We start from the raw sequence: 26,635 nt of genomic DNA, 5'->3' as shown, positions 1-26,635 counted from the left end.
TTTCAAATAAAAAATATTTTATTTCAAAAATTTACTGTGGAAATATTTTCTTTTTTAATTTCTATACATCTAACGAGCACTACGTTGACCTGACACAACTCATAATTCTTGAAGGAAATACGCTCATGCGCGAATACAAACGGAACTATATCACGAGATGAAATGCAACTCATAGTGCATTTGGACTATCTTCATTGAGTTTTGTCGCGATTTGTAGCCTTTACCGAAGGGCGCTGAACCCATTGCATTGGTGGTAATTTTGAACAATCGAAAGTTGCGCAACAACTGTTTGGATTTGATCGGGCTAGCGGGTCATACTCTTCTCCAAGGCTTCCAACCTTCCAAGGATTTCCCCCGTCTCAATCGCCTTCCGCTGAGCCTCAAGGATAGACACGACGCCTTGCGCTTCTGAGGGCGCAACCTTACCTGCCGACACAGCCTTGGTAATCGCTGCCATCGCATCCTTGATGCCGTCGATAGTGGACGTGTCCGGCAATTCGATTTCAATTCGGCTTGCCAGCGGTGCAGGACGTGCGTGAATGTAAGGCGCTGCCTTCTCCGCTGCCCAGGCGCGATCTTTAGCGTCGGCTTTATCGTCCCGCATGATCGACAGCATGTACTCGACGGGCGTTTGACCAGACTCGGCGATGGAAGCGAGCATCTCAGCATGCTTCTTGTTCAATGAGCCCTTCGGACGACCAGCGCCCGGTCTCGCACCGCCTACCTTAGCCACTCTTACGCTCCGGCTTTCCGCCAATGAACCCCATGGGAATTTTGGCCGGAATTGGTCCGTTGGGCCCGCGTTCATAGCCAGTGAATCGAACCACCATCAGATCGTCTTCGTAGAAATATCCCTCGCTGTTCAGAAACTCCTCAATCTCTTCTTCGGATTGATCGCCTACAGAAATGAAGACTGTGTATTCGGGCTGACTGCCAGCGGGATTCATCCGCCGTTCGAGCTTTGAAAGTCGGTTCGCCAAGTTAGCCACAACACACCTCCGTCGGATTCAAGAGGCTGATTGGGCTGTCACAAACGAGCGGACCATCGGTGCCTGGTTGGACTAAACGACGAACCATCGCCCTATCGTTCGCGCGATCAAAACCCTGCCTTTGAAGGAAGTCGTTGATTTCATCACCCGTCTGCGAGCCGCATTTCACGCGAAAAACGCGACCAGGTTGTCCCCGCGCAGAAAAGCTCTGCTCTAGTTTGGAAAGTCGTCTGGATACAGCCTGCATCTGATTTCACCTGAATGATTTCACAGTCGATTTGATCAATGCGACATTCCCCGGTCGTGGATCCTCGCACCGTTCCTTGCGATGTCTTCGAGTAGAGCCGATAGACTGTCGCCACCCTCAACCTTGGTTTGCGTTTTGGATGGAGCGTGAGAGCCCTGCATCTTGTTCGCTTCCGCAATCGCAGAAACGGAGACACGGGGATCGGAAACCTTGTTCCTTTCCGCAATTTCCTTCAGAGCATTTAGGCGCTCCGCCGAGGTCCATTCAGCCTTTTCAGATATGCTGGCCTGGATTTCGGCAATTCGTTCTCTCACGTCACCTTTTGTAGCCAAACGGTGCGCGTGCTGACGGTTAGCTTTGTAACCAGCCTGTTCGTATGCCTCGATGGCGCTCAAGCCACTCGCAACGCCCTGCGCGAACTTCTCGTGCCTTGAGTTTTTGAGCAGTCTAGTCATTTGTTGCCCCATTCTCCTTAATGGTAGCTCGCATCGATGCGATTGATGATGCCTTCGCAGCGTGGGTGATTGCTTACAATCCATTCCGCCAGCGCCATGGCTCGATTAGGCGATGTGCGATACCAGACTTCTCCGACGACGCCAGCGCGGTTGCATGCGGCGACCGTGAAAAGCTCCGTCTCATCGAGTGGAGTATGATCGTGTGCGCGGTCCACCTCGACATAGAACGTTGCGAAGTCCGGCGGCGGGAATTCTTCACGATAGACATACTGCGGCGGATCTGCCGGGACATTGGGACAGGCGGCGGAGATTTCACGCAGGTTCTCAAGCTCCATGCGCTCAAGCTCACATTTCAATTCAAGCTCCCGGACGGATTCCCGTTTAAGCTCCAGTTCCAGTCGAAGCCTTTCAAGAGAGCTGAAATCATCGCCGGTCTGATTGTCTATCACTTGACGGACTCCAGTCAGGTTGTATCGTTGAGGTATACCTTGAGGTTTTTTCCATGGACGATGATTCAGAAGACAAGCGTACTTCTATCCAGCGATTTACAGAGGCGGTCGTTACCGCGCTCGGATTCGGCTTTATGATTTTTGCTGTTCGTGAGTGGTCTCCGAACCTTGGTTTTGGGGCCTGGGTCATGTCATTTTTCAGTTGAGACCTGGATTGCAGCACCGCGCGCGCTCAGCGCCAGCATTTGCGAGATTGCATCGAGTGACGCCATATGCTGCGGTGAGCGTGCTGCCATCTGTATGGCCCTCTCAATTGCCTTTGGATCATTAGAGAGCAGCAAGTCAGCTGTTTCTTTCAAAACCCTGTCGCTGATCTTTCTGCCAAGAACCCGCGTTCCCATACGCCCCGCAGCGGCAGCAACGCCCGTGGAGAAGTCGCCTGTGTAGGTCCATGCAGCCGCGCCAACCAGACTGTTTCCAAGCATGCCGCTTTCAAGCAATTGGCGGGCAGTCGTCGAATTGCCGAGTGCATTGCGTAATTGATCCATGGCGTTTTCGACGCGAACAAATGCCTCGAATTCCTGCGCCATGGACTTCCCGAATGCCAGCTTGATTTTCTCTCGTGCGTCCGGCGATCTAAAGTAGCGGTTGATCACGTTGTGATTGTCAGCGGTCGCCCCTGCCGCGTCTAGGATCTCGGATGCAAACCCTACCTTGAAGGCTTCCCGCTCTTCAGTGGTCATTTTGAGAATGCCGTTTCGATACTCAGGCATCATGCGAGATGATTTGAAGAACTTGCGGCCAGCGTCTACTGCGTCTTCAGCTTGGAAGAAAACGGCGGCGCCTTGCCGAGCCTCTCGATAAGCAGGGACAGCCTTATCCAGTTCCTCAACAAGCGCGTTCTTAAGCGAAGTCAGCTCCGCAACACGCGTTTTGCCGTCAGAGCGCTTTGCGCGATCAATCGCTGTGTCCAGGTTGATTTTGACCTGGTTCCAGAATTCCAAGTTAGGAACGGCGACCGTCCCCTGCCCGTCCTGCTTTAGGATGTAGCCGCCTTGTGCGTTCTTGCGGAACGGATTCGGGATTTCCTTGAAACCCTCAACCGCACCACGGTCAGCGCTCCGCTTAGGAACGAGGTTTACAGCCGACCGGAATGTCGGGGACTGCATCAGCTCTCGAAGGCGGGGAGTATAAAGCGATTGCGCCTTGGGGTTCAGGAAAGCCTTTTGGTACGCGGGTTTGTTCGAAGCAGACGCACTACTCCGAATCTGTTCGATCGTGCTCAGATCATCGACGTTTCCGGCAATTCCCCGAACCTTTTCGGAAAGGCGGGCGGCCTGTGATGAAAACCGATCCTGGACCGCCCTTTCAATTGCGCCGCGTGCTTCTGGCGACTGGTTGACGGTTGCGCGCGTAAGGGCCCGCGTCGTTTCCCCGCCAAGATCAACATTGAGCAATGGTTGATTGCTTCGGGTGGCGCTCGCAATATCGCTTCGAGACAATGCGCCCTGCTCGTTCGCCCGATCCAGGTTGATGGCCTGACCAACTCTACGAGCCGCTTGCTTTGTGGGGTTAAAAACTGTGTGGAAGGCATCGCCGGCCTTGTTTGCAGCAGCATTTACAGCCTTACCGGCGACATGGCCCACGCCTGGAATGGCAGCGCCAATGCCACCGGCCATTAGGCCAGCATCTAACAGATTTTCCCCTGAGAGTTCTCCGGTATTCGAGAAGTCACGCGCCGCTTGATCAGCGGTGCCGATTGCAAGACTGCTTGCGCCGCTTTTGAGAGTCCGTGCACCAAGGCTACCGGTCATTCCAAGCGCGGACTGTACACCCTTCGGAGCCATGCCAACTCCAAGGAACGGAGCTATTCCGCCTGCAAGCTGTCCGGTGACATAATCGCCCTGATTATCTTCGATACGGTCATTCTGACGAGCCCTGTACTCTTTCATCAACTCGCCCTTGGGCCTGCCGGTGATCAGAGACGAAACGCTGCCTGCAAAGCTCTCTGATGCGTCTTTAAGGTACGGCCCAATAATGGGAATGCCCTCAACCATGCCCTGCGTACCAACCATGGCTTTGTCGTATTCGCTTTCGAGGTAGGGCTTTTCCGGCTCTGGCGTGAAGCCAATGCGGGCGTTGAAATCACTACGGTCCAATTTCCCCGCGTAGTATCGCTCATAAAGAGCATCCGCGATCTGCCCGTCTGACAGGCTGTCATACTGCGGATACTGCTGGCGAATGTCTTCAAGCGTCGGCATTAGAGAATCCCCAAAGGATCGGATTGCGTCGGGTTACGTGGCGCAGATGTCGGTTCAGAAGCTCCCGAGATCCGAGCTCTCGCCGTCATGACGATTTGGCGAAGCTCCTCGAGCGCCGCCTTGAACTCTTCATCACTCTGTGAGGTCTGGAGACGGGCGATTGCGTTCTGAGCGGCAAGACCTTCGCGCTCTGTGATCTGGCCGCCGCCTTTCAGGGTTTCAAAAGCTTGCAGGAAGGCTTTGCCCTTTAGTTGCTCAAGACGCGCGAGGAAGTTGGCGCTATCTGTGCCGGGCAATGCGAGCCCAAACGGAGCGTTGAAAATGCCTGAGAAACCTGTGACATATTCTCGTCCAGGAGCATCAAGAACGCCGTCGATTGCGTCTAACATTTCATCGACTTGAGCTAAGGCAGATGCGCGACCGGCAATCTTCTCGCCTTCGGCCTTGCCTACGACTTCCTGCGACTTTGCCCCAGCAATATCCTTGTCGATGGTGCTTTGAACGCCGCCTGTGCGATTGTTCAGAATTGCCGTGCCGGTGCCGGTATCGACCGTGCGAATTCCGGGCTCAAGCTGCATGCCACTGGTATCAAGCCGCCTCACTGATGCGTCATCCCCGATGACTGCAATACCCAACTCATTGGTTTCTTTGTCAGTAAAGAACACGGGATTTTTGCCGTATGAAGTGCCGCCACCCGGCCTATTCTGAGCCATGTAAAGCTTAAGCGCCTGATCAGGCGGCAAGTTGGCATACTCAGGTGCATTCTTTCGCAACCAATTTGCCGTCTGGTTCTGCATTGATCGTGCACGATTGGCGGCAGACATGCGGTTTTGATGCTCTTCCTTCGACATTCCAAAGCGTTCCATCGCAATTTGGTGCTGAAGCTGCGCGTTTCTACGGCCCTGATCTGCTTGCGTGCCCTGGAAGAAGCCTTGAGCGCCAGCGCCCCAGCCCCGTCCGCTCAAAAGGCCCATGCCTGCCCCGAACAGCGCCGCCTGATTGTTGCGCGCGAACGGCATTAGGTTCTGCTGGAAATTGCCGAACAGCCCGCCACCCTCATTTGAAATGCTGTCAAATAATCCAGCCATTAGTACAGCCCCCTTGTGGCTCTATCGATTTCTCTCTGAGCTGCTTCTGACAGCTTGGAATCGCGCTCGTTGGATTGATTGCGGCCAAGTGGCCCGTTGAATGAAATGCGGTCATTGTTTCCAAACAGCCCGCCGACCTTCTCTGCGACGTTACCGAACAGGCCTTTGCGCTCGGGCTCAATCGGTTGACGCTGATTGCGAGGAACGAGATCCATTCGATTTGCCGCCCAACGTGAACCGCCCAGCATGTTTGCTGCCGGTATTGCGAGCCCGAATGGACCAAGGCCCGCTGCCGCAGCACCGATGCCTAGCGCCATCGCAAGCGGTCCAGCTGTGCGGCCCGGTGACAATCCGAAATTCGTGCCAAACTCGTCGTTCAAGGCCCCAAACAATCCAGGTCCTGACGCGGCGATTTTCACGTTCTCAGATGCGTTGTCATAGACCTTGGCAATGCCTAAGCCCCAAGGACTAATGCCGTAAGCTGCGCCCTCTGGATTTGGATCAAGCCCGTATTGATTAACGGTTTCAGCGACGGAAGGTACGGCACCGGCAACGGTCTTGACGCTGGGTGTCTGTGCAGGCTGCGGGGCTGGCCTTTCCGGCACATTGACCGCTGGAGACAAGGGTGGCAGAGATTGCACAGGCGGGACAGCTGGTGCTTTAACTGGTGCTGTGGCTTGCGTTGTCGGTGTCGGAGCCATCGCTTGCGGCACTGTTGGAGGAACAGCGGGAACGGATGACGGCTGCACGACCTGAACACCCGGAACGTTGAGCAGTCCAGTTGGCTCATTCCGGCTAGCGGCATATTTGGTGTACCCATCGAGCATGCTTTTCTTCGACGTGTGCGGCCCCAACGAATCGACATTCAACAAGCTCTCTGAAACCGGAGAGATTGCAGGCATATCTATTGAGCTTGGGGAAATCGCTGAGCTATTCGACACAGGAGAAAGAGAAGCGACCTGCATCGGGCTTACGCGCTCTGGCGTTACTGGCGCAATTGTTCTTGCGTTTGTGGTTTGAGCCTCACTCGGATCTCCCAACAGCGCACGCTCAGCTGGACCGCCCGGAATGAACGAGCCTTCCAGCGCTCCTGAGAGCATGTCTGCAACAGTGCGCGGAATTGTTCGTCCGGTGTCACGACTTATCAACGGACCAACCGCGCCATCAGGATAGGTTGGATTGGCTGGATTCTCAGGCTTGGCATCGGGCGGCGTCGGTGCCGCCGTGACGTTCATGTCATTCAGCGCTTGATACATCCCGAAGATGCCCGGTCCCTGCGGAATGCCCGATTCCCCGGCCATGATGTTCGCAAGACCAGCGTTGGCTTCTGTTTTCGCAGCAAATGCTCCAAGATCATCACTGACAGCATCCGGCTGATTGCCTCGCACTCCAAGCGGTTTCGCATCTGCCCGGATTCCATGCCGCCCGACAATACCCGCGTGCTTCGCACCGAACCAAGCGCCCCAACCGTCTTGCACGACACGATCGAGCGCGTAATCAACGGCCTTGTATGCGTTTTCTGGTTCGGCGGGGTGAAGTCCGGTTTCTTGGAGAAACTCGTTTCCCATTCCTTTCGGAAAGCCGGTTCCAGGGCCACCAACAAGTAACTGAAACGGACCATAGCTCGGCTCACGATAGCCGCCCTTGCGAAAGTTCGATTGCCAGATGCCTGGACCAAGTCCCTCAGTCCGGGCAACCTTCACTGCAACATCAGGATCAATGCCACGCGCTTCAGCGGCCTGCCTGATGTACGCTTCCATCTCGGATACGTTGTATGGTTTTAGTCGCATTGCTTGATCGCCTCAGAGCATCTATTGCCCGACATGCTCCGGGGCGCTTTCCAGGAATTGCCCGATAGCCATCCGAACTAAGCGCGCCTGCGATACGTCACGCTCTTCAGCGGCTTTCGCCAATTCTTTACGCTGCCACTTAGTGAGCGTAAGTGGAAATTTCTCCGTATACTGCGCCATTCGCATTTGAAGCACTCCGATTTACGTTGATGTAAATATAAATCAGAGTTAATTACATGTAAATTATCAACTTTTGTTTGGAGGTAAACTGAAGTTTAGGGAAATTGGCAAAAAGAAAGCGCCCAGATACTTAAATCCGGGCGCTTGAATATGAAATTTATCTCCTATTAATCGTATATACCCTGAGTTCGTTTAATAAGGCAAAAGGCGAGTGCTTGTTGGCCATCGTTCAATCCCTCAAACATCTTGGCAACCATCGTTGCTACGTTCCATTGTCGCTTAAGGTGCGGCGGTAGCTTTGACTCATTGTCGTCATTGGCTCCTTCCTCACGTAATACTTCCTCTTTCTGCTTCGCCGTGATTGCTGCGGCTTTCTTTGCTTTTTTGTCTACGCTGAGTTTTTGAAGTCTCGCGATTTCATCGGGCGGAAATTTAATCGGTTCCGGCATGAGGCCTGCTTCAGACAATACTTCAATTGCATTGCTGCAAGCGCTTTTCACCGCCCGCCCGTCAATGAAATCTGGATAGCGCAGTTGAGTTGTTGCGGCTAGCACGGTGATATCCAGAAACGTTGTTGGCGTTTCAGCCTCCAGGAAATCCAACAACTCGTTGTATCGACTGAAATACATAAACTCATGGTCATCGAGGCCAAAACGATTGGAATAGTCCTCGAATGCCAGTTCAAGAGCTGCCCACTCCTGAAATGCAACCAGCATCGCAGAACCTTCCAACGCTGTATGTGTGATTGGTGTCAAGATTGCCGGACAAGTGGCGTCGGCACTGTTCATAGGCATATGGCGACCAATCCGCATGGTGCTGCCGTCTGCAACGACTGCTGGTACTGTTTCCGAGGTCATTTGAACTATCCTGTTTTCTGGCTTTGCTGTTGGTGAGGACAGGACTGGTGTTTGCTGCGTCAACCCTGTCCGAGCGCGAAATATCCAATCGGCTCTCGATTAAGCTTCAAACTGAATTGCGATCGACGCCCCCCGAGAGGGCGGACAAACTGTCGTTCGTGGTTGACGAGACTAGGATGTCAATGACAGGGCCAGCTGTAGACCTAAAACACTCGACTTTGCCCAGTTCAGGGTTCCCTCGCTTTTCGAGGAACCTTTCTATGGCCAGCTGCACAACTTCAATTCCAATTCGATCAATCTCAATAAGCAACTTTGCTAGTTGGCGCGCTTCACGCCTATTTCGCTCGTCAAGATACTGCTCGAGTTTGTTTTCTTCGCTCATCAAATGCTCCTGAGTTCGTGTTCAAGCGTGCATGGTATAGGTGTAAAGCGGCGACTCTCCTTTAAATTGCTGTAATACTCATAGCTATCTATTGTTGTATTTTGGTATGGTTAAAAATGACTAACCTTATGGTTAATCGTTCGTAAACGAGCCCTCGGGCGTATGGTTGCCAAGCTACCGTCGCAAGAATACTGAAGGCATTTACGTCCAACTGTTGAACGCATCGCAGAGCTGCATTACATATCGTTTGATATTTTTCATATCATGAGATTGCAAGATGATCAATATAAAATCAGAAGATATTTTTAATATCACGCCAGCTCAATTGCGTGCAGCGCGCTCACTTGTTGATTGGAGCGCTCAAACGTGTGCGGATGCCGCTAAAGTCGGCGTTGCTTCAATACGCAGGGCAGAACGTCGTGATGACGGGAAGCTCGGCCTTCTACCCGCAGTCGAAGCGGCCATCCGGAACGCACTCGAAGAAGCCGGGGTCGAATTCATTCCTGAGAATGGTGGTGGGCCAGGAGTGCGTCTCAAGAAAGAGGAGTTGAATAACAAAAAATAGGGCGAGACTTGGATACGTTCCTAAATGCTGGGAACCGTCGCTGGAAAGAACGCGATGAAGTAGCTCTACTCACGAGCATCGATGGTCGCAACAAGGAACTAAGAAATGATAATCGATGCAAATGGAATAAAGCATACATTCGAAAACGACGGTAATCTGAAGATTCCAATCGAAAATGCTCTTCATTTTAAATTGCCAATCTCAAATATCAATTGTTGGTATGACTACTCGAAGAGAAGCTTTTGCTGTGATCGGCTCGATATGTTTTTGTTCGAGTATATGAATGTAGGACAAGGTGAAGGTGGGCGAGTTTTTGTACTTCATATAGAGAGTCGCTCTATTTCATTTTCGCACAAAGAGGGAGTGCTTGGTTGGCTAGGTGGGCCGGAAGAGCGAGACGACGGAACAAAATATTGGGAGATAGATGAGATAGGATTGCCATTCAAACACAAGGACAAATATAGAGCTCGTACGTACTACCCATTAACAAACGCTCAGCGCTTTTCTTCGCAAGCGCAGCAAGACAGTGCCTTGGAATTTGTGGTCGCATCACTCTCCAAATATACAACTGCACTTTCTGCCGCTCATGGAAAAAAAGACATAGTGGAAGTGCTTTTTTCTCAGAGTCTTGACAAGAGACTGCGTTCGGGAGCTCTGATCGATGTCTGATCCGAGCTACTGGCGCGGTTTGTCGATCGACTATCATGACCGAGTAGGCGCTGGTGAAAGCCGGTCACGCCTGTGCTTGGCCCAAATACTCAGGGCGGCATTACGTCAGCAACGCGAAGTGCATCAGGCGATAATCACAAAACAGGCACCTAAGAAAAGCTTGATTGGAAGCACAATGAAAAATGCAACGCTCTTGTCACTGCATCTTCTACTGTCGTCAACGGTGGTTGTCAGTGCGCAGACAACAGACGACAGCTTGCTAGAATATCAACTAGGCATATTTGAAAGCGCATATTGGATGTGCCCATTGCATAACGAGACTGAACTGCGCAATACCGTCGATGAGTTGTATAAAGAGCTTGCTTCTCAATTCGCGTTCGACTTGATGAGCGCAAATTACATTATTGGGCGAAAAATTGGAATGGTTGAAGTTGGAAAATCACTACGAGAAAATCAAGAAGAGTGGAACCAGAAATGCGTGTTTGTTCTTAAAGATGTTGTTAATAGCCTAACTCGCCATCGATGATCACTTAATCTGCATCAATATTAAAGGCAGAACTTGAAACTAGACGTCCATGTCAAGCAGACAAGATTGCTCCCCCTGAGTTCCGTTGTCCTCTTTCCAGTGCATCGACAGCACACAGCCGGAGGCGGACTAGGGGACAGCTTAACTGAAACGTGTCACCGTCGATGATACGGGAAGCAAAGCCTCTTCCAATGCCGTGGGCTTCCTGAAACCCATCACCTCCATTTCCTAAGCGATGGATCGGTGCAACTGCATTCAGGTCCGGAAGATCTGGTAGAATTTTGCCCATGGCTTTGTAACCCCAAGTCTAAAAAACCGGGAAACCGTTAAATGCAGCTCCTGTCAGCTTTTCTTTTTCGATTTCGGTTTTGATGTCGTTTGAAAAGAACAAGCCATGTATAACGTGTTTATCGATCCAGACCTTTCGACTGCCTATCTGATCTTTACTGAAGATAAACTCGCCTGATGATGGATCCCAAGAAATGCCGTGCAGCATTTTCGCCGTTGCGTGTGCACGGTTCATCGTGTCTAGACGGACGCAGACGTTAAAAAAATACATCGGCCTCGCATGGGATCCATCTTTATAGACAACTTCAATTGGAAAGAATTGGTGCGTACTAGGTTCGAGTTTTTCGACTATATCCTTGAATTCTTGGGAAACCAGGATAAGTCCACGCTGCATGAAGACGTCATAAGGACGATGTTTCTTGCTGGACCACATCATCTTTGTGGGAATATGCTCGGGCTTTACTTCTCGACCAGCATACATCCTCCCTGCTTCGAATAGCGGGTTATCTCCCATATCCAGGGTCGTATCGACATATTCAATCTTTCGCGGGTCCCCATCGAGAAACTCTCGCTCCACGAGAAACCCGGCTTCTTCTTTGCGTCCCATTGCCCAGACCAAATCATTGCTCATCGTCTTTTCCTCATGCCGTTTGTGCCGCCCAGTACTCATGAACGAGTGAGTTCCGATGGCCACTCGCGTCGGAACCTCCGAAGACGAGCAATCAACTACGCAGTTCAGCATTGGCCACTTTGCTGCTGTTCGCGCTGCTCGGGCTTTTCAATAGAGTTGCTGCGATCAGCGCAGCTTAATACGCTAAGAACGAAGGAGGCACGATGACCGACCACTCTGAAAGTTTGTACGTCCTTTACGTCGCGTTGATCGAAATCAGGGCAACAGAAAACCTTGAAAAGGCGCGCATTTTCGCCGATGTGGTTCATAACGTCCCGACGATGATACGCGCTGGAAGTCCTGAAGGTGAAATCGCCGAGAAGATAATGTTAAACGCCAAGCGCCAAGGTGTAGAGAGTTACTTTTTAGAACTTTTTGAGAAGGCAAAGTACCAGTAGGTCTGGGTTCGAAGCGGTCGGTCGACCTGGCGGACTATGCCGCAGCGTTAGAGGGCGAAGCAGACATTGGAGTTTGGGATGCCCACAGGACCCAGAACCCGACACTATGACCGCTCAGCTTTCGACCCGAGCCAAGATTGGAACACTATGGCATTCGAATTGCGTGCAGGCGAATTGCGCTGTGGGCGTTGTTGGGAGATTGGATTTGGCCCATAAATCCCCTAACCAAGCAAGAGATTGATGCGATAGCTGTCGATGAAAAAGAACACAAGAAACAGATTGCTCTACCAATGCCAGGTCCATTGGAACGATTTTGATCCTATAGGTGTAATCGACATCGGCAAAGATGGTTTCGATGACCCCGAATACAGTTCCTACCTGTGGCGTACACTAGAGCTGTTGCTCGTGGACGCCGACAAACAAAAACTCACCAAACATGTTGAAACTTGCGTTTACGGACACATGGGACTTAGCAGAAGCGCACCTCTGGACGATAAGATAGGCATCTTTGTCGATAAGTTGCTCAAGGCAAGATGGGAATGAACTCGATTGACTAAATCTGCTTTTGAATCTTGAACCGGCCATGCCCGCTTTGTCCGCAATGCTGACCTGCGTGGTCGGTTTATCTCCTATGGAGGTTTCGCCGAAAGCGGTCATCAGGGCTCCCAAACACGGTGAACACAAAGGACGCCTCCTCGTTGAAGAAACGGCACAAACACTACCTAATTGCGTTCTTTGTTGGTTGGTTTGGCGTCACATGCCTGATGATTTATTCGATTCACACCCGAGGACTTGAGCCGAATTTCATACGTGTTTTCGCCTTTCCAGTGCTGTTCGGGGTGCTACTTGCCCTCGCTAGTTGGCAAACGACAGTGTGGAACCGACTATACCGACGAGAGCGCGAAGATTTCAGAAGGCGCGGCTGGAACTGGAAAGCCTATAGGATCACCTTATTCGTCCTAGCCGTTCTTGCTGCATGCTTGATGGCCGTTAGCGGGTTCTAGACGCCAATCTGCATTTGGACTTCATACTAAATCAACGCGAGGCGGGGGTTCGTGAAGTTCAACTTCCCAGTCTTCGAGTGGCGGTTCAATTTGGTATGAAGGATCACAATAGCTTCGAAGATACTGTGCAGCCCTTCTTTCCGCGTGCTTGGCGTTCAGAACAGTTCCTTCCTCGTCCATCTCGATTACATTTGCAAAGATTGCATAGGTTTGTTCCAGCGCGCTCGGCTCTTCACTTAGACAGCTGCGATAATCGACTCCATCCAGGAGCGGTTGCCCGACGGTTCCATTTGCAATCCAAAAGGAAAATGTCCTGAGCGCGCCCGAAAACGATGGACTAAGTTTTTTTGAAGCTGACTGTCTCATGGTCGAAGAATAGCCCTTGTTTCAAGTTCTACTGCCAGATCAGAGTTTAGCGGACGTTCGCGACTACGGAAGGGGTTCTCAATTGGGTTAAACGTTCGTTCGAAAACTACTTGCCAATGAAGTGATTTCCTCGACCTTTGTCTCAAATTTCCGCGTTATCGAAGTAGCATTTGTCTCTGCCTCAGAACGCTCCTTCGGAAGTTGTGTGGTGATGCCAACCGCCCAAACCGCCGACTCGGGAGCTCGGTTCCAATCACCTTCAAACATTGGGTCAATCAAGAAGACAACAAAAATTGTGAGGTCCCTGGGCGACCAGAGAGACCTGAGCTCCCAGATTTCTTTAGCCCACCAACAATCACTTGCCAGTTCTACAGGATGAATGGACCAACCTGTTTCGTTGAGCGCATCTCTAATCTTGGCAAACCGACTCATCTGCTAACACTGGACCGAGATCCCATGGTCAGCAAAGTCCCGCAACGTTGACCTAGAAAAAACAAACTAATCACAATCTGAGGAATGCGGATCTCCAGTTCTTAGATAATTTTCGACGTAGAATTCCACAGGACTAGCAGTACCAAGAGTGTGAATCGCTCCTGTCTGCCGTTCAACCAGTAGAGGAGCATTGCCTGCCAACATGTCGCCAGAGTTCTCGGTCCTCAGGAACTCGTTGCTTTCGTACCCAAACACCCATCCAAAATCACCACTTACTATTGGCTCGGCATAAACCACAAAATCGGGGTCTAACCGAAAGACATGTTGCTTCGCCAAGGCTACCGCATCATCCTGCGTGAGCATGTTCTAGACTCCAACTGACTACTAAGTTGAAATAAGATAGCAGGCTGATCGATCGCACAACGACCGCTTAGAGACCATCATAGACGTTTCCATATGGTTGCTTGATGTCGGCTATCTACCAAGGGCTCATTTTAGTCGCAGCTGGAATTGGCTAACACTCCTTGAAATTTTTGAGAAACTGATTAACTAGTGCTGGAAGGTCGTCTTCGTACATATAAAATCGCGAATCTAATTCGTTGAGGCTATCGAACGCCGCGTCGTCGTCTCGCAAAAGTTCTTGATGGTTTGTCGGATCTGACGGAAATCCACTCTCATAAGCGACCGTCGAAGCACTCCTCAGTAGGGCTTTAGTTTTCTGAGCCCCAATCGTATCAAGCGCTTTCAAAGTTTCAGGGGTTCGCAACCCACTGGCATTGTGAAAAAATTGATGGAAACCACCGTTGTTCACTTCGGCTTCTAGCCAGAAAATGCAATATGCAAGGCGCTCGACTTCGCTAAGCGAGTTATAGGCCGCATCGGGAATATCATTGAAATCGTCGGGATAGTTCATCCTTAATTCATCTCCGATTACTGAAGTCGAAATAAAAAACAACGACAAAAAGACTACAAACTTGATCGACATCGCTTCAAACCTGATAGATGAAAAATACCTTTTCTCAATAGTTGCGCGCAATAAATTTTACAACTTTGCACCATGAACAAAAAAGCAAAAAAAAATTTTGCGCCGTCGTTACAAGATCAGGTGTTAGGCCAGAATGTTAGCAGATTGAAGTGTAAGTAGAGGAGACTGAGCTGAGGTGCGTGGAATTGTCTTACTGTCGGCAATCATCATAGCTGCCGGATTGGTTTTTGCTGCGTTTGTTCATGCGTATTTTCACCCGCTGAATGTTTGTGTGCGTGACGCGCAATTGCGAGAGCCTGGCAAGAATCCACCGGGTCACGGCTGGGAATTTTGTCTACAGAAATAGGAGCCTGAGCGATGCGAAAGTGTCTGCTTTATGCTGCTTTGATCCTTGGAAACCACGAAGCGAGCGCGACAGAGGCGTCAAACTGCGTTTTGAAAACAAATTTTTTATGGCTGCCACCGATAAGCGTAGCTTTTGAACAAACGCCTCAAGGCGGAACCCTAAAGCTGTTAGGTCAGGGAACGCACGGAGACACCGTTTTTGAGCTGGAGCGTCAGGTGCTCGATGTGGATATTCACAATGAGAAGATGGTCATTCGTATCGGTGAGAAACGTATAGAATCCGATACGTACGCTAATGACGTAAGCGTTGTCATTGAGGAGCGGAAAAACAGGGATGGTACTCTGAATTTAACTCTCCAAACAGATACTCAGCTACTCGATGCAACAGCGAGCACAACCACTCTTGCTGGCACATTGGCCTGCCAATAGCCGCTCGGAGAAGATCCCGATGTCCAATCACAACCGGACGTGCGCAATCGAGGAACGACGCATAGGGAGCCTATGCCGCAATGAGTGAGGACCGTCTTGTACAAATTCTGCTTCTCGCCTCACCGGTTCTAGGATTTCTGATAGGAATTCTGTTGAATTTGAAACTTGGAGAGACCCAGAGAATAGTATCAATTTTTACTATTCTGATCTTGGTAATTTGCATTGTGGCTATAGGCATACTTTGGTTCATAAAATTTGACCCCATAAACCCGCTGCCATTGCTGTTTATCGCACCACTCTGGCTTGCCATTTATTTGTGGCCAATTTCATTTGCAATTTTTGTTCATGGAGGTTTGGCAGTAGGCACTTATGTGCGGCAAGGCGTTCGGAAAATACGCGGCCATTTGCAAGGAGCCCATACCTTTGGACGCTAAACTGGGCATTATTTTTCTATTGTTCGGGCCGTACATTTATTTTGGCACTGGATATCTGGTGGGAGCTTTCTGGCCCCGTAGACCAATCGGCACCATCAATGGAGTAATCTTCGTTTTCGGTTTCCCAATATCATTCCTTTTTATTTTTTTTCTGACCTTATCCATTATTCCATTCGGAAATGGCCCGAATACGCTTGGGCTGGGATACGCGATTTTAACTCCACTGATTTCTTTGTGTAGCCCGTTGATTGCTCATACAGGCTGGATCACTGGTCGAATAGCAAAGGCTTCTTACCTTCCAAGAGCCCTAAATGACCCCAACTCAATGGTTTACGAGGTTGAGCGTTTTGAAAGCATGGAATGGGATGACAAAAATTACCCGTTCAGTGTGATGAAAGTTGGCGACCAAGTGGAATTTACCGGCTATCGCCCGCACACGGCGATCACACATGCCCGCAAATGGGAAAAGAAACTTCGTGTTCAGTTCAATACGTTGCCCTCTAGCGATGAGTGTTTTGTGGCAATTGAGCGCGTAAGATAAGGAGCACTAAATTGAAAGCCGGAGCCTGAGAAGCGGAACCGATGGACGGTGCGCCCCTATTGATCAGCGCTTCACTCTTCGCGGTAGATGGCGACTCCATCAAGTGTGACGGCATGAACATGCGTCTCCTTGGCAATGGCATTCCGTTTGTGTCTGGAATCGACGCACTTGAAATTCGTGGTACCCGATGTGAACAAGATCGGTTTCGGCGTCCGTTAATTCGTGCGATGAATTCGGATGGCGAGACGGTCGGATCTATCCTGATTGAGGAACGTCTAGCCTTTGCTTGGAGGCCAGACCACCAGATAGATTGGTGTCCAACACTCGGACACCCGCGTTTCTGAACAAACACCCTTTATCGACCAATGATTATTGTAGCTCTGCCCCAGTCTTGATCGGTAACCGACAGCGAAAGCTTCAGGTTCCCGGCTGTGAAACAAAAACGGTGCACGCGCCCACACTATTCGGCAGCGACCACCACCTGCGGTTCAATCCAAGTGCCAGTTTCCAGTTCTGAAATTTGTTTATCAAGTTGTTCGACTACAAACTGGGCGTAGGGCCCTAAATGCGCATAGATTGCCATCATCAATAAAACCGGCTTGATTGCCTTGGGTTTTGAAACAGCTGTTGAAAACAGAACTCGCCAGAAGTGGGCGCGATAGCTCGACTTTCTTGTAGCCATGGACCAGATCAGCTTGCGAAGATACCGGATATCGCGCGTAAAGCTTGCGCTGAAAATGTCGCCATTCTTGCCGTGCATTTTCAGAAGTTTACCGACCGATTGCACGCGCTCGAAATAGCTGTCGACGTCATAGGTCCTCTCAATCACAGTCCGGTAATCTCGGAGAATCTGGGCGCGTGGGCGCTTAGTAATGAAATTGAGCCCAGCTGTGCATTGGTCGCCCCATGGAATATCTGGATCGATGCTATTGAAGTGGTCGTATAGACGTCCTTCGGCTGCCAGCCGTTTCGTCAATTGTGCGCTTGGTAACGCAAAGAGCAGACCGGCCATGGCCACCGGAATAGCTGTGTCTTTGATTAGCGCAGAAATCTCGTCGGCGACTTGATCGCTTTCCTCGTCGAAACCGACGATGAACCCTGCGACTACGAAGATGCCGTAGTCGTAAATTTTGTGGACGCTCTTAACGATGTCCCGGCGCGTATTCTGCTTTTTGCGCGTTGCGATTAAAACCTCAGGGTCAGGGCTTTCGATACCGATAAAGACCACAAAAAATCCGGCTTCCTGCATCATCTCCAGCAATGCATTGTCATCGGACAGGTTCAAAGACGCCTCGGTCGACATTTCAAACGGGTAGCCGTGACGCTTCTGCCACTCAATCAAATCCGGCAGGAACCCTTTTATTGCGCGCTTGTTGCCAATCAGGTTGTCGTCGACGAAATCAACGTGCCCCCGGTAACCGAGCTCGTAGAGCCTGTCCAGCTCCGCCAGGATCTGGTCGTTTGTCTTCGTTCTAGGAACGCGCCCGTAAAGCTCGATAATGTCGCAAAACTCACAGGTAAACGGGCACCCCCGCGAATACTGTACGCCGACCTGAACATAGTTACTGAAATCAAGCAGATCAAAGCGCGGTATCGGTGTTGTCGTCACGTCAGCCTTAAACTTCTCTGCCGTGAAAACGCCCGAGCTTTCTCCGGTATTCCACGCATTAAGGAAGTCATCAAGGATCCCCTCGGCTTCCCCCAGGACTCTGAAATTCGCCTCTTCATAAATCTGCGGACTGGATGTCACATCCGGTCCGCCGACAACAACTGGGACACCAGCTTTTCTGCATTTCCCGATCAGCTTCAACAGATTGTCCTGTTGCGGAAGCATGCCGCCCGACATGACGAGGTTCGCCCAGGCTAGATCTTCGTCTTTCAGCTCCGTTGTGTTGCAGTCGACAAGCCGGATTTCCCAATTATCGGGAAGCATCGCGGCGACCGTGATTAAGCCAAGCGGCGGAGCTGGGTATTTGGCACCAAGCATCTCACACGTGTCTGTGTAGTTCCAAAAGGAACCCGCAACAAACTTAGGATGAACCATCAGTACTTTAGTTGAGGACATGATGCATCAGATGCTTTCGTGACTGTGGAATGCACGGTCCCAAAATTGTATTAAGCGCCGTCACCTAAAGCAACGTTGCAGTTCAAACGCGAACGAATTATCGCGTCTCGAGGAATCCAAATGGATAGCGCCACTCTCCTCGTCTACGCCTCTCGATTCGCATTGGACAGAGTCTCAATTCTTTGCGATGGCATGAAAGTGCGTGAAAAGGGCGACGGAAAGCCATTCGTTTCAGGATACGATGCTCCAGAGCTAAAGCGGGCATATTGTCACGAAGAACGAAGACCGGTCGTCGAAGAAAGGAAAGCAAGAGCTTTTTGGTGCTCCTGGCGTCGAGGCGTGGGATGCGGATTTTCTCTAGCATCAATCGCGTTTCGAACACATCCGGAGTCGAGGATGTATTAGGGAAGCCCTTGAATTCCAAAGCGATCACGTGCGACATGGAATTCTGCGGCGGCAATGCTTTGATCGTAACTGTACCCAACTCCACGTTCGTCAATCTTTCGCATCAAACTCGGATTATTAGAGAATATCTGGCCAATTTCGGTCGATGACTGTGCAACGTTGTCATCAAAACTTAGTTTTGCCGCCTTCATCATGTTCAGCGCTTGCCAACTTCTGCCTTTGCGCCAAGCAACAAACACCCGCTTATTTCTTCTAGAGAAAACTCTTTCATCTTTCGAGATCACCAGAACAAGTTCAAACTCTGTACTATTGTCGCGCTTTACATCATACACCGCCATCAGAAGGAGTGCTGCTTCGAGCGAATTCGCTTCTTTATCCTTCAAAAGGTCTGATGGCGGCGAAATTGTTATGCTTGTACGGGCGGGAAACTCAATGTGCCTGTCTAAGACAGCCACCGCAGCGTTGCCGGCTTCCTTTGAAAACAATCGTGAATAGCACGATCTAAGTGCGTCTACCTCTCGCAAATTTCGGGATCTCTCGTCGGGAAGCCTGCAGTTAGTTCCGATTTCAGCAGCATCGTAGCGCCTCAGGGTCCATGCACCCAAAGACGCAAGGATGTAACCTTCTTCGAGATCCTTTTTGGCAGGCTTCTTCAAGTCAAACGAGACCGTGTGCGGAGGTAGCACAGTTGTCTTGATACTGTTTTGGGGACTTATTTTTTCCCCCGTAACGTCATCGTACACAGTCCATGAGATGGAAATCTTTTCTACGAATGGTTTTGGAAGATCGAAATCGGGCGTGATAGTTTCCCCGAATTTGGAGAGTTGATCGATTTCAAATTCGGTGGACTGGCTCTTCAATATAACGTTTTCTTTCGGCTCAAATCTAACAATCACGCGCCACTTCTTCCGGCATTTGTTCTCACCTTCAATTCGCAACCAGTAAGGAAAGTTTTCAGAACCGATAGAGTTGAGTAAATAGTGCGGAATAACATTCGGCATCAGCGGATTCAGATCGATGCATTCCATGCTAGTTTCGGTTGGACTTTTGCTTACGGTCGTGATCGTTTCTTTAAGAGTCTTTCGCGTGACCGGCGAATTCGATGGGCTTTCGGAGCTAAAAAATGGTTTCCAATCCTTTACAATCGCAGCAACGCCAGCTGAGATGGTGCCTAACACGGCGACGATCGCTGCCGCCATCTTCAATTGTTTTACCAGCGCAGAGCCTTTTTTTTCCGCTTTCCCGTTAGGAGCAGATTTGGATTTTTTTTCTCCTGGTCTTTCCTGCGCGTCTTTCCTGTCTTCAATCGGCGCAGCGACCTCCTTTTCTGACATATGAAGCACCCATCAATTCGGTTTACCAGACTCAATCCTACTGCTCATCATAAAGTCCTAGTGCACTCGCAATGATGTAGTCGGTCACGACGCCGCGGACAAAGACTCTCGCCTCGATGCCCCAGCTGAAGGCACCGTGCGGCGGCAAGTCCACCGTTCTGAACGACTCTACCATTAGCTCAACATCGTTGAGCCATCCCTTCTTTTCCCAGGTGTTTTTCCATTCCGAGACTCGCCTTCCGCCCGAGTGATGCTCCATCAAAGCGTGCAGCTCGTTGTTGTCGTTGTTTGGCAAAAGCAAATTCCCAAACCATCTGGCTCCAAGATAAATCGAGTTATCCGCGTTCTGCAAAAAGGCGACACGGTCCAAACCTTCTTGTTTGTTTGAAAGTTTCCATCCCTGACCCAACGTACCATCTGACAGATGCTTAAGGTCGAGACTCTCAAATGTGCTTGGAATGAACTGGAACAATCCTAGAGCCTGAGCATGCGAAAGTGCAGCAGCGTAGAACCTACTTTCATTGCGCATGACTGCATAGAGCAGCTTTGGGTCCACTCTATAAGCCTGTGACTGCTCTATTATCGCGCTTTCATAAACTGTCGGATAGGATACCCTTAGAAAACCTGGCTCGTTCATGAGTGCGGATTTTTGCGGGAAGTAAGTTGTCATACCTGAGTAAAGAAGCGTCATGCTTAGTGGCCAATCCTCGGCATAACGCGCAACCGCATCCGCGATGTAAAGTCGAGTCTGCGGCGTGTCTTCGACTGCGACAGCTGTAAGTGCTTCCTGCCTTAGGGAAAGGATGACGGCAATTCGTGTAAACAAACCATACGCATCGATCTCTGCTGGTGCGAATTCTTCAACCCTTCGGGTTGCCTCAAATTCCAGCAATTCTATCTCACTTTTCATCGCAGCTCGATAGAGTCCGCTGCCAAGGGCAGATTCAACGCGCTCTTTGTAGGGTCCCGACAGGCTTCTTCTATTGGCCTTGCCGGATTTTTTCGTTCCAGCAGCTTCGCGTGCTTCTGAAATTGACTCTTCTTTCGTAAGCACCGGGGCTTGAGAGTAAAACCTGTTTGTCGGCAGTTGGGCATAGGCGCGGCGTAGTTTTAACATCAGCTCTGCGTCCTCCGGCAGCAATTGCCGACGTGCTTCTTTTCCGGCATGAAGATGCATGAGCGCACGAATTCCGTAATAGTCGAAAGGGTGCTTTTCGAAACAGATCTGGAAGTGTTGCCTGGCCACTTCGTATTGACCATTGTCTTCAGCAATACGCCCTAGCCAAAAGCGCGCTCGATTAATCAGCTCACCTTGGGGGTGTCGCTCCAGGTACTTTTCTAAAATTAATCGGGCCTCTTCGTCGGCTTCCGCAGTATTCTTCCAGATGAGTGAGAGTGCAGGCAGTAGGCTTGCGCTATCAACTCGGTCGTTTTCACCTTCAAAATCCTGAAGCTTTATGAACCAAGGCTTCGCAGCTTCGAGGCCGTTTTCGATCAACTCAGCTAGCGCCCTGTTGAAAAGTGCATCATCCGCAAACTCTCCCTTTGGAAACTCTTTTAAGACTCGCTCGAAAGTCTCTTTATGTCCGGTACCCATATTCCAGTGGATGATGCCTTTCCGAAAGAGAGCTTCTTCAACAAACTTGTTTCGAGAAGAATACCTGTAAGCCTTTTCGTACCAGTCTAGTACTTTCTCCTTGTCATCTCGTTCGCTTGTTGGCGTAGCGCGCGCCATCCAAAACATCGCTTCGACTGCGACCTGACTGTCTTCAGACTTCGCTGCTTCCTCCAGAAATGGAATCGCCTTTTTAAAGTGTTCAGATCGCTTGTTCTTTTTTTCTTCTATCGCAAATTGAACAAAGTGACGGCCGCGGATCAGGGCGATACGATCCTTGCTGACAATTTTTTCATCCAAAACGAAACGATAAAGCGGATCTGACTGTGGATTCTTGTTCTCCGAACGTAACTTGCTGAGGTAATATAGATAGTATTGACCAGCCTCATCATGCATTTCCGCTTTGAATGCCACCTCAGATAGCAGATGAAAGATTGCCTCTTCCAGCAACGGCAATCTTGGAAGATTTGGATGATACGCAGAAACTGCATAGCCAAGCCGCGAAGCCATGAGTTCAATCGTCCACGCGGCGACCTGACGGACTTCTTCTTTGTTTGTTTGGAAAGTCGCTTGTCCTTTAACACTGATCGACAGCCAACGGTAAACTGCAAATGGGGCGATGGCAGTACCACCCAAAGTGTCAGAATTTAGTCGCGTCGCAGACGCTTGGATAACATCCTTGTACAGCTCCAGCGCGTCTTGGATCTCCCGCCTTTCCAAGTGAGCCTCTGCCCGCAGAAACGTGTAGATTGGCCAGTCGGGCGAAGCAGGATCGAGGTCGGCCAAACGCGAAATAAGGTCTTGTTGAATCGTTAGGTTCGAATCCTGCGATAACGATGCGTTCCTCGGCTTTAGCAGGATTTCAAGTTCCCGCGGCTCCCACGGTCCAACTTGTGCCGCTGCCGCGAGATTTGATGCGATGACGGCGATCATCAACACAGATAAACGTAAAACGAAATGCCTGTTAAACATACTTAAAACTCGGGTATCAAAAAAGCCCGATCCATTAAAACGTGTATATTATTATGACACATCAGATTATTGAATCAATCCAAGCGAGTAAATTTGAAACAGCGAAGAATTTAACTCATCGATTCGCGCAATAAACTCAAAGGCTTCTGGGTCTTGGATTTGTCGCTACATTCACAACGAACATCTATTTTTTGCGTTCTTTTAACAATATTTGTGAATTTTTGAATCTTCAGATCACGAAATCTCGACTCCCGAAATCTCAAGACCTGCCTTCCGAGCGGCCTTGATCGCCCGTTCGACATCGACTTGTTTGAACGTGACCTGAGTTTTCATAGAAGCACCGCTATGAGAATGACAACACAGAGGATTGCGCTGACACCTATCGCCCAAACACCTGTCACGTCAAAGAAAAATCCGTTTGACAGACTAATATATGAACGGCTTTTGACGTTCAATTGTTGTGTCGCCCCGCCTGCTGAGATAAGCAGCTCTGGACAGGTACGTGTAAACTATCGATGCAATTTTGCGCATAGAAAGTCGTCGCTAGAAAATTTGACTGCGTGCTTTTTTTGCACGAATATTCTTGAATTCTTAACGGCTGGCGCTTACCATCTAATCAACAACACCCCCCAGGCGACCGGTCGCAAGACCGAGCTCAATACCGGGGGGTTACTTTTTTGTAGAGCAAATTGCGATTCAACAAATCACCCACGACAATTAACGAACAAATAGCGTTGCTTCGCGAACGCGGAATGCGCGTTGACAATGACGAAGACGCAAAAAATTGGCTCAAAGGCGTGGGCTACTATCGATTAAGTGCATATTGGCTTCCTTTCGAAAACCCACCTGAGCATGGCCAAACCAGAAGCAAGAGATTTCGGTCAGGCACAAATCTTCAAAAAATTCGAGATATCTACATCTTTGATCGAAAGCTTCGAGTGTTGTTGCTTGAAGCAATCGAAAGAATTGAAATTCATGTTCGTTCTCGCTGGACCTACCATATGGTTCACGAGCACGGTTCACATGCACACTTAAGTCACGAGTTATTTACTGGGGCGCTCAAGCACGCAGAACAGCTAGTCCGTCTCGCGCGTGCCGTTGAGAAATCTGAAGAAACTTTCATTATTCACTATAGGTCGAAATACACAGAGCCATATACGCCACCTTTATGGGCAGCTACCGAGTTGATGACCCTTGGCGAGTTGTCGAAATGGGTGCAGGCGACAAAAAACAACTCAATAAAATCAGCAGTGAGCAGAGATTTGCACCTACCTAGCAGAGAGCTATTGGAAAGCGTACTTCAAGTGTTTTCATACGTGCGCAACATCTGCGCTCATCACGGGCGGCTATGGAATCGCAGACTTGTGAAGCGCGTTCCTTGGATTCGCAGATACCGAAGTGACTTAGTCGCTGTGACAACAGGTGGGCAAACCCAGCCAGATAACCGTATCTTCAACGTTATCGTTATTTTGGTGCAATTGCTTCACCAACAATCCACTGACAGTACTTTTTCTAAGAGACTTCGAGACCTACTTGACACGGTTGGTGACGAGGAAAGGAGCGCTATGGGTTTTCCCGAAGACTGGCGCAATCGACCCGCCTGGAATTTGTCGGCAACGCAGAATAAGGGGGCGTAATCATGAAACACCAGACCATCGTGGTGGTTACGGCTGAGTGGGACGATGAAGCCTCTGTATGGGTGGCCACAAGCGAAGATGAAAACATCGGACTTGTTACAGAAGCTGAAACGCTGGATGAACTGAAGGATCGTGCGCTAGTCGTGCTGCCAGAACTGATACAAGACAATTTGCAAGGTACTGGAGTGCCACCCAATGGGATGAAGCTTTGTGCGAGAATCGAGTTTTCGCCCATTTAAGCCGAATCTCGCTCCGTTCAATGCACTCTATTGATCTTGGCGCCCATACTATTACCCTGGGTAACAACGTCGCGAAGCTCGTCTTTTAGCCGCTTCACACGTTTAATGAATTGATGCAACATGGTTTGGCTGAAGCGGCGTTTCACCATGAACGCTTTCTACGCGTCCGAAAACTTCGTTGCCTTCATCAATTCCGCTCCTTCCCAACCAAGAAAATCATCACAGAAAACTCTAATTCAAATCGAGGGAACTCGAGTGTTATGAGATACTTCTCATCACACTATCAATCCACCGTCCCAACTGCGAGGAAGAGGCGCTTACGACCGACTTCTCAATGACTGTTTTCAATAACTTGAGTGCCTTTGGTTCACGTTTGGCAAGCTCAACAAGCTCTCTTTCGACTAGAGACCTGTCGCTTTCCGATAAACCATTCTCAGTTCGCCGCAAAATAATATCAAAGTTTTTCCTTACGGAGGACGAACTTTGCTTTGCAATCTTTGCAATCTCTTCGGACAATTTATCTGATTGGTGTATCGATTTCTCAAATGTTTTCCTGAGCCATTCAACTTCACTTTCCAAATCAGAAATTCGAGCAGAAGTTCCTTCACGTTCGAGATGAAGAATCTGAGTAGTCTGCTTCAATTCTAGTTCTGTGATTTCAAGTTTATTTTTTAGCTCAAGCGCATGAGCGGACGAATCAAACAAATCTCCTGGCAACATTTTTCCAGAGACAACATCCCCATAATCATAAAACATCTTGTCTATGACTGTTGCATTACATGGATCAAATTCGACCACAAATAGTATTTCTCCACCTTTGCTTTCTGTTTTTATTTTTACATTTTCACTAATGCCCTTCATTTTTAGAATTCTTGAAAAGTAGTTGAGTACTGAAGAGACAATCTGTTCATGCTCTGGCTTGGGCTTTATTGTCCTCACAATTCTCGAGCGGTAAGGACTGTCGTTAGAAAAGTCCGAAATATCGTCGATTTTGTCCAAGATTTCGTGAGCAATTTTTAAAAAATAACGTGCTTGATCACTGTCTTCGATACCAGCCAGAGCAATTTGCTTCTTAATTTCAGCTCCAGTGACAATTTTGTTGTTCTGGGTGATTTTTATTTGGCTTATGTCAGTTTCTACGTCTGATTTGTGCGCAAAGTCGATAGCCAATCGATTTAGCTCAGCTCGAAGTACTAGTGCCTCGCGTTTGAACCAATCTGCTGTTCTATCCCCTCGCGCAGCTTGATCTATGTAGTTAGTTAGTTTAGCTGATATTTTCCGTATATCTGAAAGGTCATCTTGCCCTTTAAATTTATCATCATTACAAAATCCGGAAATCACATCTCCTAGTAACCTAGACAATCGAGCGGCTCGTTGAAGTTCTTCGGTTGCAGTAAAAAATCTCATCAGTCATTTCACCAATTTCGGTCTGACAGAACCACTGTCTAATTTGTGCTATCGTGTAGCATTGATGAGTCAAGCTCTGGTGATCGCTAGGAGCGATAGTGGGAAACGTCTCTCGTAACTACAACGTGCCCAATTATTTTGACGCTCTCAATAACTCAACAACCTGTAGTAATCATCTTCTATCCAAAAGACTGCGGCAACGACTTTAGTCACTATTTTTGCAACCCAGCTGCACAATACTCACGCGATCGGCCAGCACTTGCAGACAGCGCCTCATATGCCTGTTTCGCTCTATGTTAGGTTCCGGGAATTCCGGTTTGTATCAGGTACTTTTTTCGATCCGCAGCAATGTACGTCTGATTTCGGCAAGCGCTCCGAGCGCAACCGACAACAGCACGGTGTACATTCCGCAATTTATACGAAGGATGCAGTCAAACAACAACATTCACGGCGTATATTCATGCATAGGCGATCGCGGTGCTCCGTTTTCAATTTGCCTAACGTGCGTCAATGATGTCGCAACGTTTGCGGCAGCGAAACTACCTGTCGCAGCATATGTTTTTTTCCTTGCTGCCGTGGCAACTAGTTTGGCATAGGACCTGTCAGCACGT

The 26,635-nt window shown here is 49.5% G+C and carries 25 protein-coding genes; 8 read left to right on the top strand and 17 right to left on the bottom strand.

Going from position 1 to position 26,635, the window contains the following annotated elements; all coding sequences use genetic code 11:
• Positions 1-304: 304 nt before the first annotated feature.
• The 9 genes from RBB47_RS14215 to RBB47_RS14175 form a co-directional block, all read right to left on the bottom strand.
• The gene (locus RBB47_RS14215) at positions 305-682 is read right to left on the bottom strand and encodes a hypothetical protein (RefSeq protein WP_305986474.1); all 378 of its coding nucleotides are present in this window, start codon (positions 680-682) and stop codon (positions 305-307) included.
• 43 nt (positions 683-725) lie between these two features.
• On the bottom strand, positions 726-989 hold the full coding sequence (locus tag RBB47_RS14210) for a hypothetical protein (protein WP_305986473.1): 264 nt from the start codon (positions 987-989) through the stop codon (positions 726-728).
• Between the two features lie 282 nt (positions 990-1,271).
• Positions 1,272-1,691 carry a terminase small subunit gene (locus RBB47_RS14205; RefSeq protein WP_305986472.1) on the bottom strand — a complete coding sequence of 140 codons (420 nt, stop codon included), beginning with the start codon at positions 1,689-1,691 and terminating at the stop codon, positions 1,272-1,274.
• A 17-nt stretch (positions 1,692-1,708) separates the two neighbouring features.
• Positions 1,709-2,140, bottom strand: coding sequence for a hypothetical protein (locus RBB47_RS14200; RefSeq protein ID WP_305986471.1), 432 nt, complete (start codon positions 2,138-2,140; stop codon positions 1,709-1,711).
• A gap of 191 nt (positions 2,141-2,331) precedes the next feature.
• Positions 2,332-4,401 (bottom strand): hypothetical protein, encoded by a 2,070-nt coding sequence (locus RBB47_RS14195; protein ID WP_305986470.1) that lies wholly within the window; start codon positions 4,399-4,401, stop codon positions 2,332-2,334.
• A complete protein-coding gene (locus RBB47_RS14190; protein ID WP_305986469.1) occupies positions 4,401-5,420 on the bottom strand; it encodes a hypothetical protein in 1,020 nt (339 codons plus the stop codon). The genes RBB47_RS14195 and RBB47_RS14190 overlap by 1 nt, the downstream gene beginning before the upstream one ends.
• 68 nt (positions 5,421-5,488) lie before the next feature.
• A complete protein-coding gene (locus RBB47_RS14185; RefSeq protein ID WP_305986468.1) occupies positions 5,489-7,279 on the bottom strand; it encodes a hypothetical protein in 1,791 nt (596 codons plus the stop codon).
• A 347-nt stretch (positions 7,280-7,626) separates the two neighbouring features.
• Complete coding sequence (locus RBB47_RS14180; RefSeq protein WP_305986467.1) at positions 7,627-8,316, bottom strand: hypothetical protein; 690 nt, start codon at positions 8,314-8,316, stop codon at positions 7,627-7,629.
• A 106-nt stretch (positions 8,317-8,422) separates the two neighbouring features.
• The gene (locus RBB47_RS14175) at positions 8,423-8,698 is read right to left on the bottom strand and encodes a hypothetical protein (RefSeq protein ID WP_305986466.1); all 276 of its coding nucleotides are present in this window, start codon (positions 8,696-8,698) and stop codon (positions 8,423-8,425) included.
• Between the two features lie 277 nt (positions 8,699-8,975).
• On the opposite strand from RBB47_RS14175, the gene RBB47_RS14170 reads away from it, so the two are divergent.
• The 3 genes from RBB47_RS14170 (at position 8,976) to RBB47_RS14160 (ending at position 10,458) form a co-directional block, all read left to right on the top strand.
• A complete protein-coding gene (locus RBB47_RS14170) occupies positions 8,976-9,263 on the top strand; it encodes a transcriptional regulator (RefSeq protein ID WP_305986465.1) in 288 nt (95 codons plus the stop codon).
• A 105-nt stretch (positions 9,264-9,368) separates the two neighbouring features.
• Entirely contained in the window at positions 9,369-9,932 is a 564-nt protein-coding gene (locus RBB47_RS14165) for a hypothetical protein (protein WP_305986464.1), read from the top strand.
• Positions 9,925-10,458 carry a hypothetical protein gene (locus RBB47_RS14160; protein ID WP_305986463.1) on the top strand — a complete coding sequence of 178 codons (534 nt, stop codon included), beginning with the start codon at positions 9,925-9,927 and terminating at the stop codon, positions 10,456-10,458. The genes RBB47_RS14165 and RBB47_RS14160 overlap by 8 nt, the downstream gene beginning before the upstream one ends.
• Before the next feature lie 307 nt (positions 10,459-10,765).
• Here RBB47_RS14160 and RBB47_RS14155 read toward each other — a convergent pair whose 3' ends face one another.
• Positions 10,766-11,377, bottom strand: a complete 612-nt coding sequence (locus RBB47_RS14155; RefSeq protein WP_305986462.1) for an imm11 family protein — start codon at positions 11,375-11,377, stop codon at positions 10,766-10,768.
• A gap of 203 nt (positions 11,378-11,580) precedes the next feature.
• Here RBB47_RS14155 and RBB47_RS14150 point away from each other — a divergent pair, with 203 nt between their 5' ends.
• Positions 11,581-11,814 (top strand): hypothetical protein, encoded by a 234-nt coding sequence (locus RBB47_RS14150; RefSeq protein WP_305986461.1) that lies wholly within the window; start codon positions 11,581-11,583, stop codon positions 11,812-11,814.
• Positions 11,815-12,204: 390 nt separating this feature from the next.
• Here RBB47_RS14150 and RBB47_RS14145 read toward each other — a convergent pair whose 3' ends face one another.
• The 3 genes from RBB47_RS14145 to RBB47_RS14140 form a co-directional block, all read right to left on the bottom strand.
• Complete coding sequence (locus tag RBB47_RS14145) at positions 12,205-12,471, bottom strand: hypothetical protein (RefSeq protein WP_305986460.1); 267 nt, start codon at positions 12,469-12,471, stop codon at positions 12,205-12,207.
• 1,211 nt (positions 12,472-13,682) lie between these two features.
• Entirely contained in the window at positions 13,683-13,979 is a 297-nt protein-coding gene (locus RBB47_RS31020) for a YrhB domain-containing protein (RefSeq protein ID WP_371932789.1), read from the bottom strand.
• A 151-nt stretch (positions 13,980-14,130) separates the two neighbouring features.
• Entirely contained in the window at positions 14,131-14,529 is a 399-nt protein-coding gene (locus RBB47_RS14140; protein ID WP_305986459.1) for a DUF4375 domain-containing protein, read from the bottom strand.
• Between the two features lie 429 nt (positions 14,530-14,958).
• Between RBB47_RS14140 and RBB47_RS14135 the strand changes: the two genes are divergently transcribed.
• Together RBB47_RS14135 and RBB47_RS14130 are read left to right on the top strand one after the other, a co-directional pair.
• Positions 14,959-15,375: a hypothetical protein gene (locus RBB47_RS14135; protein WP_305986458.1), complete on the top strand. Its 417-nt coding sequence runs from the start codon at positions 14,959-14,961 to the stop codon at positions 15,373-15,375.
• Positions 15,376-15,798: 423 nt separating this feature from the next.
• On the top strand, positions 15,799-16,350 hold the full coding sequence (locus RBB47_RS14130; RefSeq protein ID WP_305986457.1) for a hypothetical protein: 552 nt from the start codon (positions 15,799-15,801) through the stop codon (positions 16,348-16,350).
• Positions 16,351-16,810: 460 nt separating this feature from the next.
• On the opposite strand, the gene RBB47_RS14125 is transcribed toward RBB47_RS14130, so the two are convergent.
• The 3 genes from RBB47_RS14125 to RBB47_RS14115 form a co-directional block, all read right to left on the bottom strand.
• Positions 16,811-18,337: a B12-binding domain-containing radical SAM protein gene (locus RBB47_RS14125; RefSeq protein ID WP_371932788.1), complete on the bottom strand. Its 1,527-nt coding sequence runs from the start codon at positions 18,335-18,337 to the stop codon at positions 16,811-16,813.
• A 479-nt stretch (positions 18,338-18,816) separates the two neighbouring features.
• On the bottom strand, positions 18,817-20,154 hold the full coding sequence (locus RBB47_RS14120; RefSeq protein WP_305986455.1) for a hypothetical protein: 1,338 nt from the start codon (positions 20,152-20,154) through the stop codon (positions 18,817-18,819).
• A gap of 37 nt (positions 20,155-20,191) precedes the next feature.
• On the bottom strand, positions 20,192-22,741 hold the full coding sequence (locus RBB47_RS14115; RefSeq protein ID WP_305986454.1) for a lytic transglycosylase domain-containing protein: 2,550 nt from the start codon (positions 22,739-22,741) through the stop codon (positions 20,192-20,194).
• Between the two features lie 752 nt (positions 22,742-23,493).
• Here RBB47_RS14115 and RBB47_RS14110 point away from each other — a divergent pair.
• Positions 23,494-24,378 carry an Abi family protein gene (locus RBB47_RS14110; protein ID WP_305986453.1) on the top strand — a complete coding sequence of 295 codons (885 nt, stop codon included), beginning with the start codon at positions 23,494-23,496 and terminating at the stop codon, positions 24,376-24,378.
• 2 nt (positions 24,379-24,380) lie between these two features.
• Positions 24,381-24,617, top strand: coding sequence for a DUF1902 domain-containing protein (locus RBB47_RS14105; RefSeq protein ID WP_305986452.1), 237 nt, complete (start codon positions 24,381-24,383; stop codon positions 24,615-24,617).
• Between the two features lie 258 nt (positions 24,618-24,875).
• On the opposite strand, the gene RBB47_RS14100 is transcribed toward RBB47_RS14105, so the two are convergent.
• Positions 24,876-26,024 carry a hypothetical protein gene (locus RBB47_RS14100; protein ID WP_305986451.1) on the bottom strand — a complete coding sequence of 383 codons (1,149 nt, stop codon included), beginning with the start codon at positions 26,022-26,024 and terminating at the stop codon, positions 24,876-24,878.
• Positions 26,025-26,635 lie beyond the last annotated feature (611 nt).

This window comes from Roseibium sp. MMSF_3544, assembly GCF_030732845.1.
GTDB lineage: Bacteria > Pseudomonadota > Alphaproteobacteria > Rhizobiales > Stappiaceae > Roseibium.
Note: the sequence above shows the minus strand (reverse complement) of the source record. Positions and strands in the feature narration are given on the sequence as shown.

Excerpts from the sequence above, each read along its gene's own strand:
- RBB47_RS14205 (WP_305986472.1), bottom strand. The coding sequence starts at position 1,691 with ATGACTAGACTGCTCAAAAACTCAAGGCACGAGAAGTTCGCGCAGGGC.
- RBB47_RS14195 (WP_305986470.1), bottom strand. The coding sequence starts at position 4,401 with ATGCCGACGCTTGAAGACATTCGCCAGCAGTATCCGCAGTATGACAGC.
- RBB47_RS14190 (WP_305986469.1), bottom strand. The coding sequence starts at position 5,420 with ATGCCGTTCGCGCGCAACAATCAGGCGGCGCTGTTCGGGGCAGGCATG.
- RBB47_RS14185 (WP_305986468.1), bottom strand. The coding sequence starts at position 7,279 with ATGCGACTAAAACCATACAACGTATCCGAGATGGAAGCGTACATCAGG.
- RBB47_RS14180 (WP_305986467.1), bottom strand. The coding sequence starts at position 8,316 with ATGACCTCGGAAACAGTACCAGCAGTCGTTGCAGACGGCAGCACCATG.
- RBB47_RS14175 (WP_305986466.1), bottom strand. The coding sequence starts at position 8,698 with ATGAGCGAAGAAAACAAACTCGAGCAGTATCTTGACGAGCGAAATAGG.
- RBB47_RS14170 (WP_305986465.1), top strand. The coding sequence starts at position 8,976 with ATGATCAATATAAAATCAGAAGATATTTTTAATATCACGCCAGCTCAA.
- RBB47_RS14165 (WP_305986464.1), top strand. The coding sequence starts at position 9,369 with ATGATAATCGATGCAAATGGAATAAAGCATACATTCGAAAACGACGGT.
- RBB47_RS14160 (WP_305986463.1), top strand. The coding sequence starts at position 9,925 with ATGTCTGATCCGAGCTACTGGCGCGGTTTGTCGATCGACTATCATGAC.
- RBB47_RS14155 (WP_305986462.1), bottom strand. The coding sequence starts at position 11,377 with ATGAGCAATGATTTGGTCTGGGCAATGGGACGCAAAGAAGAAGCCGGG.
- RBB47_RS14150 (WP_305986461.1), top strand. The coding sequence starts at position 11,581 with ATGACCGACCACTCTGAAAGTTTGTACGTCCTTTACGTCGCGTTGATC.
- RBB47_RS14145 (WP_305986460.1), bottom strand. The coding sequence starts at position 12,471 with ATGACCGCTTTCGGCGAAACCTCCATAGGAGATAAACCGACCACGCAG.
- RBB47_RS31020 (WP_371932789.1), bottom strand. The coding sequence starts at position 13,979 with ATGCTCACGCAGGATGATGCGGTAGCCTTGGCGAAGCAACATGTCTTT.
- RBB47_RS14140 (WP_305986459.1), bottom strand. The coding sequence starts at position 14,529 with ATGAACTATCCCGACGATTTCAATGATATTCCCGATGCGGCCTATAAC.
- RBB47_RS14135 (WP_305986458.1), top strand. The coding sequence starts at position 14,959 with ATGCGAAAGTGTCTGCTTTATGCTGCTTTGATCCTTGGAAACCACGAA.
- RBB47_RS14125 (WP_371932788.1), bottom strand. The coding sequence starts at position 18,337 with ATGCTTGGTGCCAAATACCCAGCTCCGCCGCTTGGCTTAATCACGGTC.
- RBB47_RS14120 (WP_305986455.1), bottom strand. The coding sequence starts at position 20,154 with ATGTCAGAAAAGGAGGTCGCTGCGCCGATTGAAGACAGGAAAGACGCG.
- RBB47_RS14115 (WP_305986454.1), bottom strand. The coding sequence starts at position 22,741 with ATGTTTAACAGGCATTTCGTTTTACGTTTATCTGTGTTGATGATCGCC.
- RBB47_RS14110 (WP_305986453.1), top strand. The coding sequence starts at position 23,494 with ATGCGCGTTGACAATGACGAAGACGCAAAAAATTGGCTCAAAGGCGTG.
- RBB47_RS14105 (WP_305986452.1), top strand. The coding sequence starts at position 24,381 with ATGAAACACCAGACCATCGTGGTGGTTACGGCTGAGTGGGACGATGAA.
- RBB47_RS14100 (WP_305986451.1), bottom strand. The coding sequence starts at position 26,024 with ATGAGATTTTTTACTGCAACCGAAGAACTTCAACGAGCCGCTCGATTG.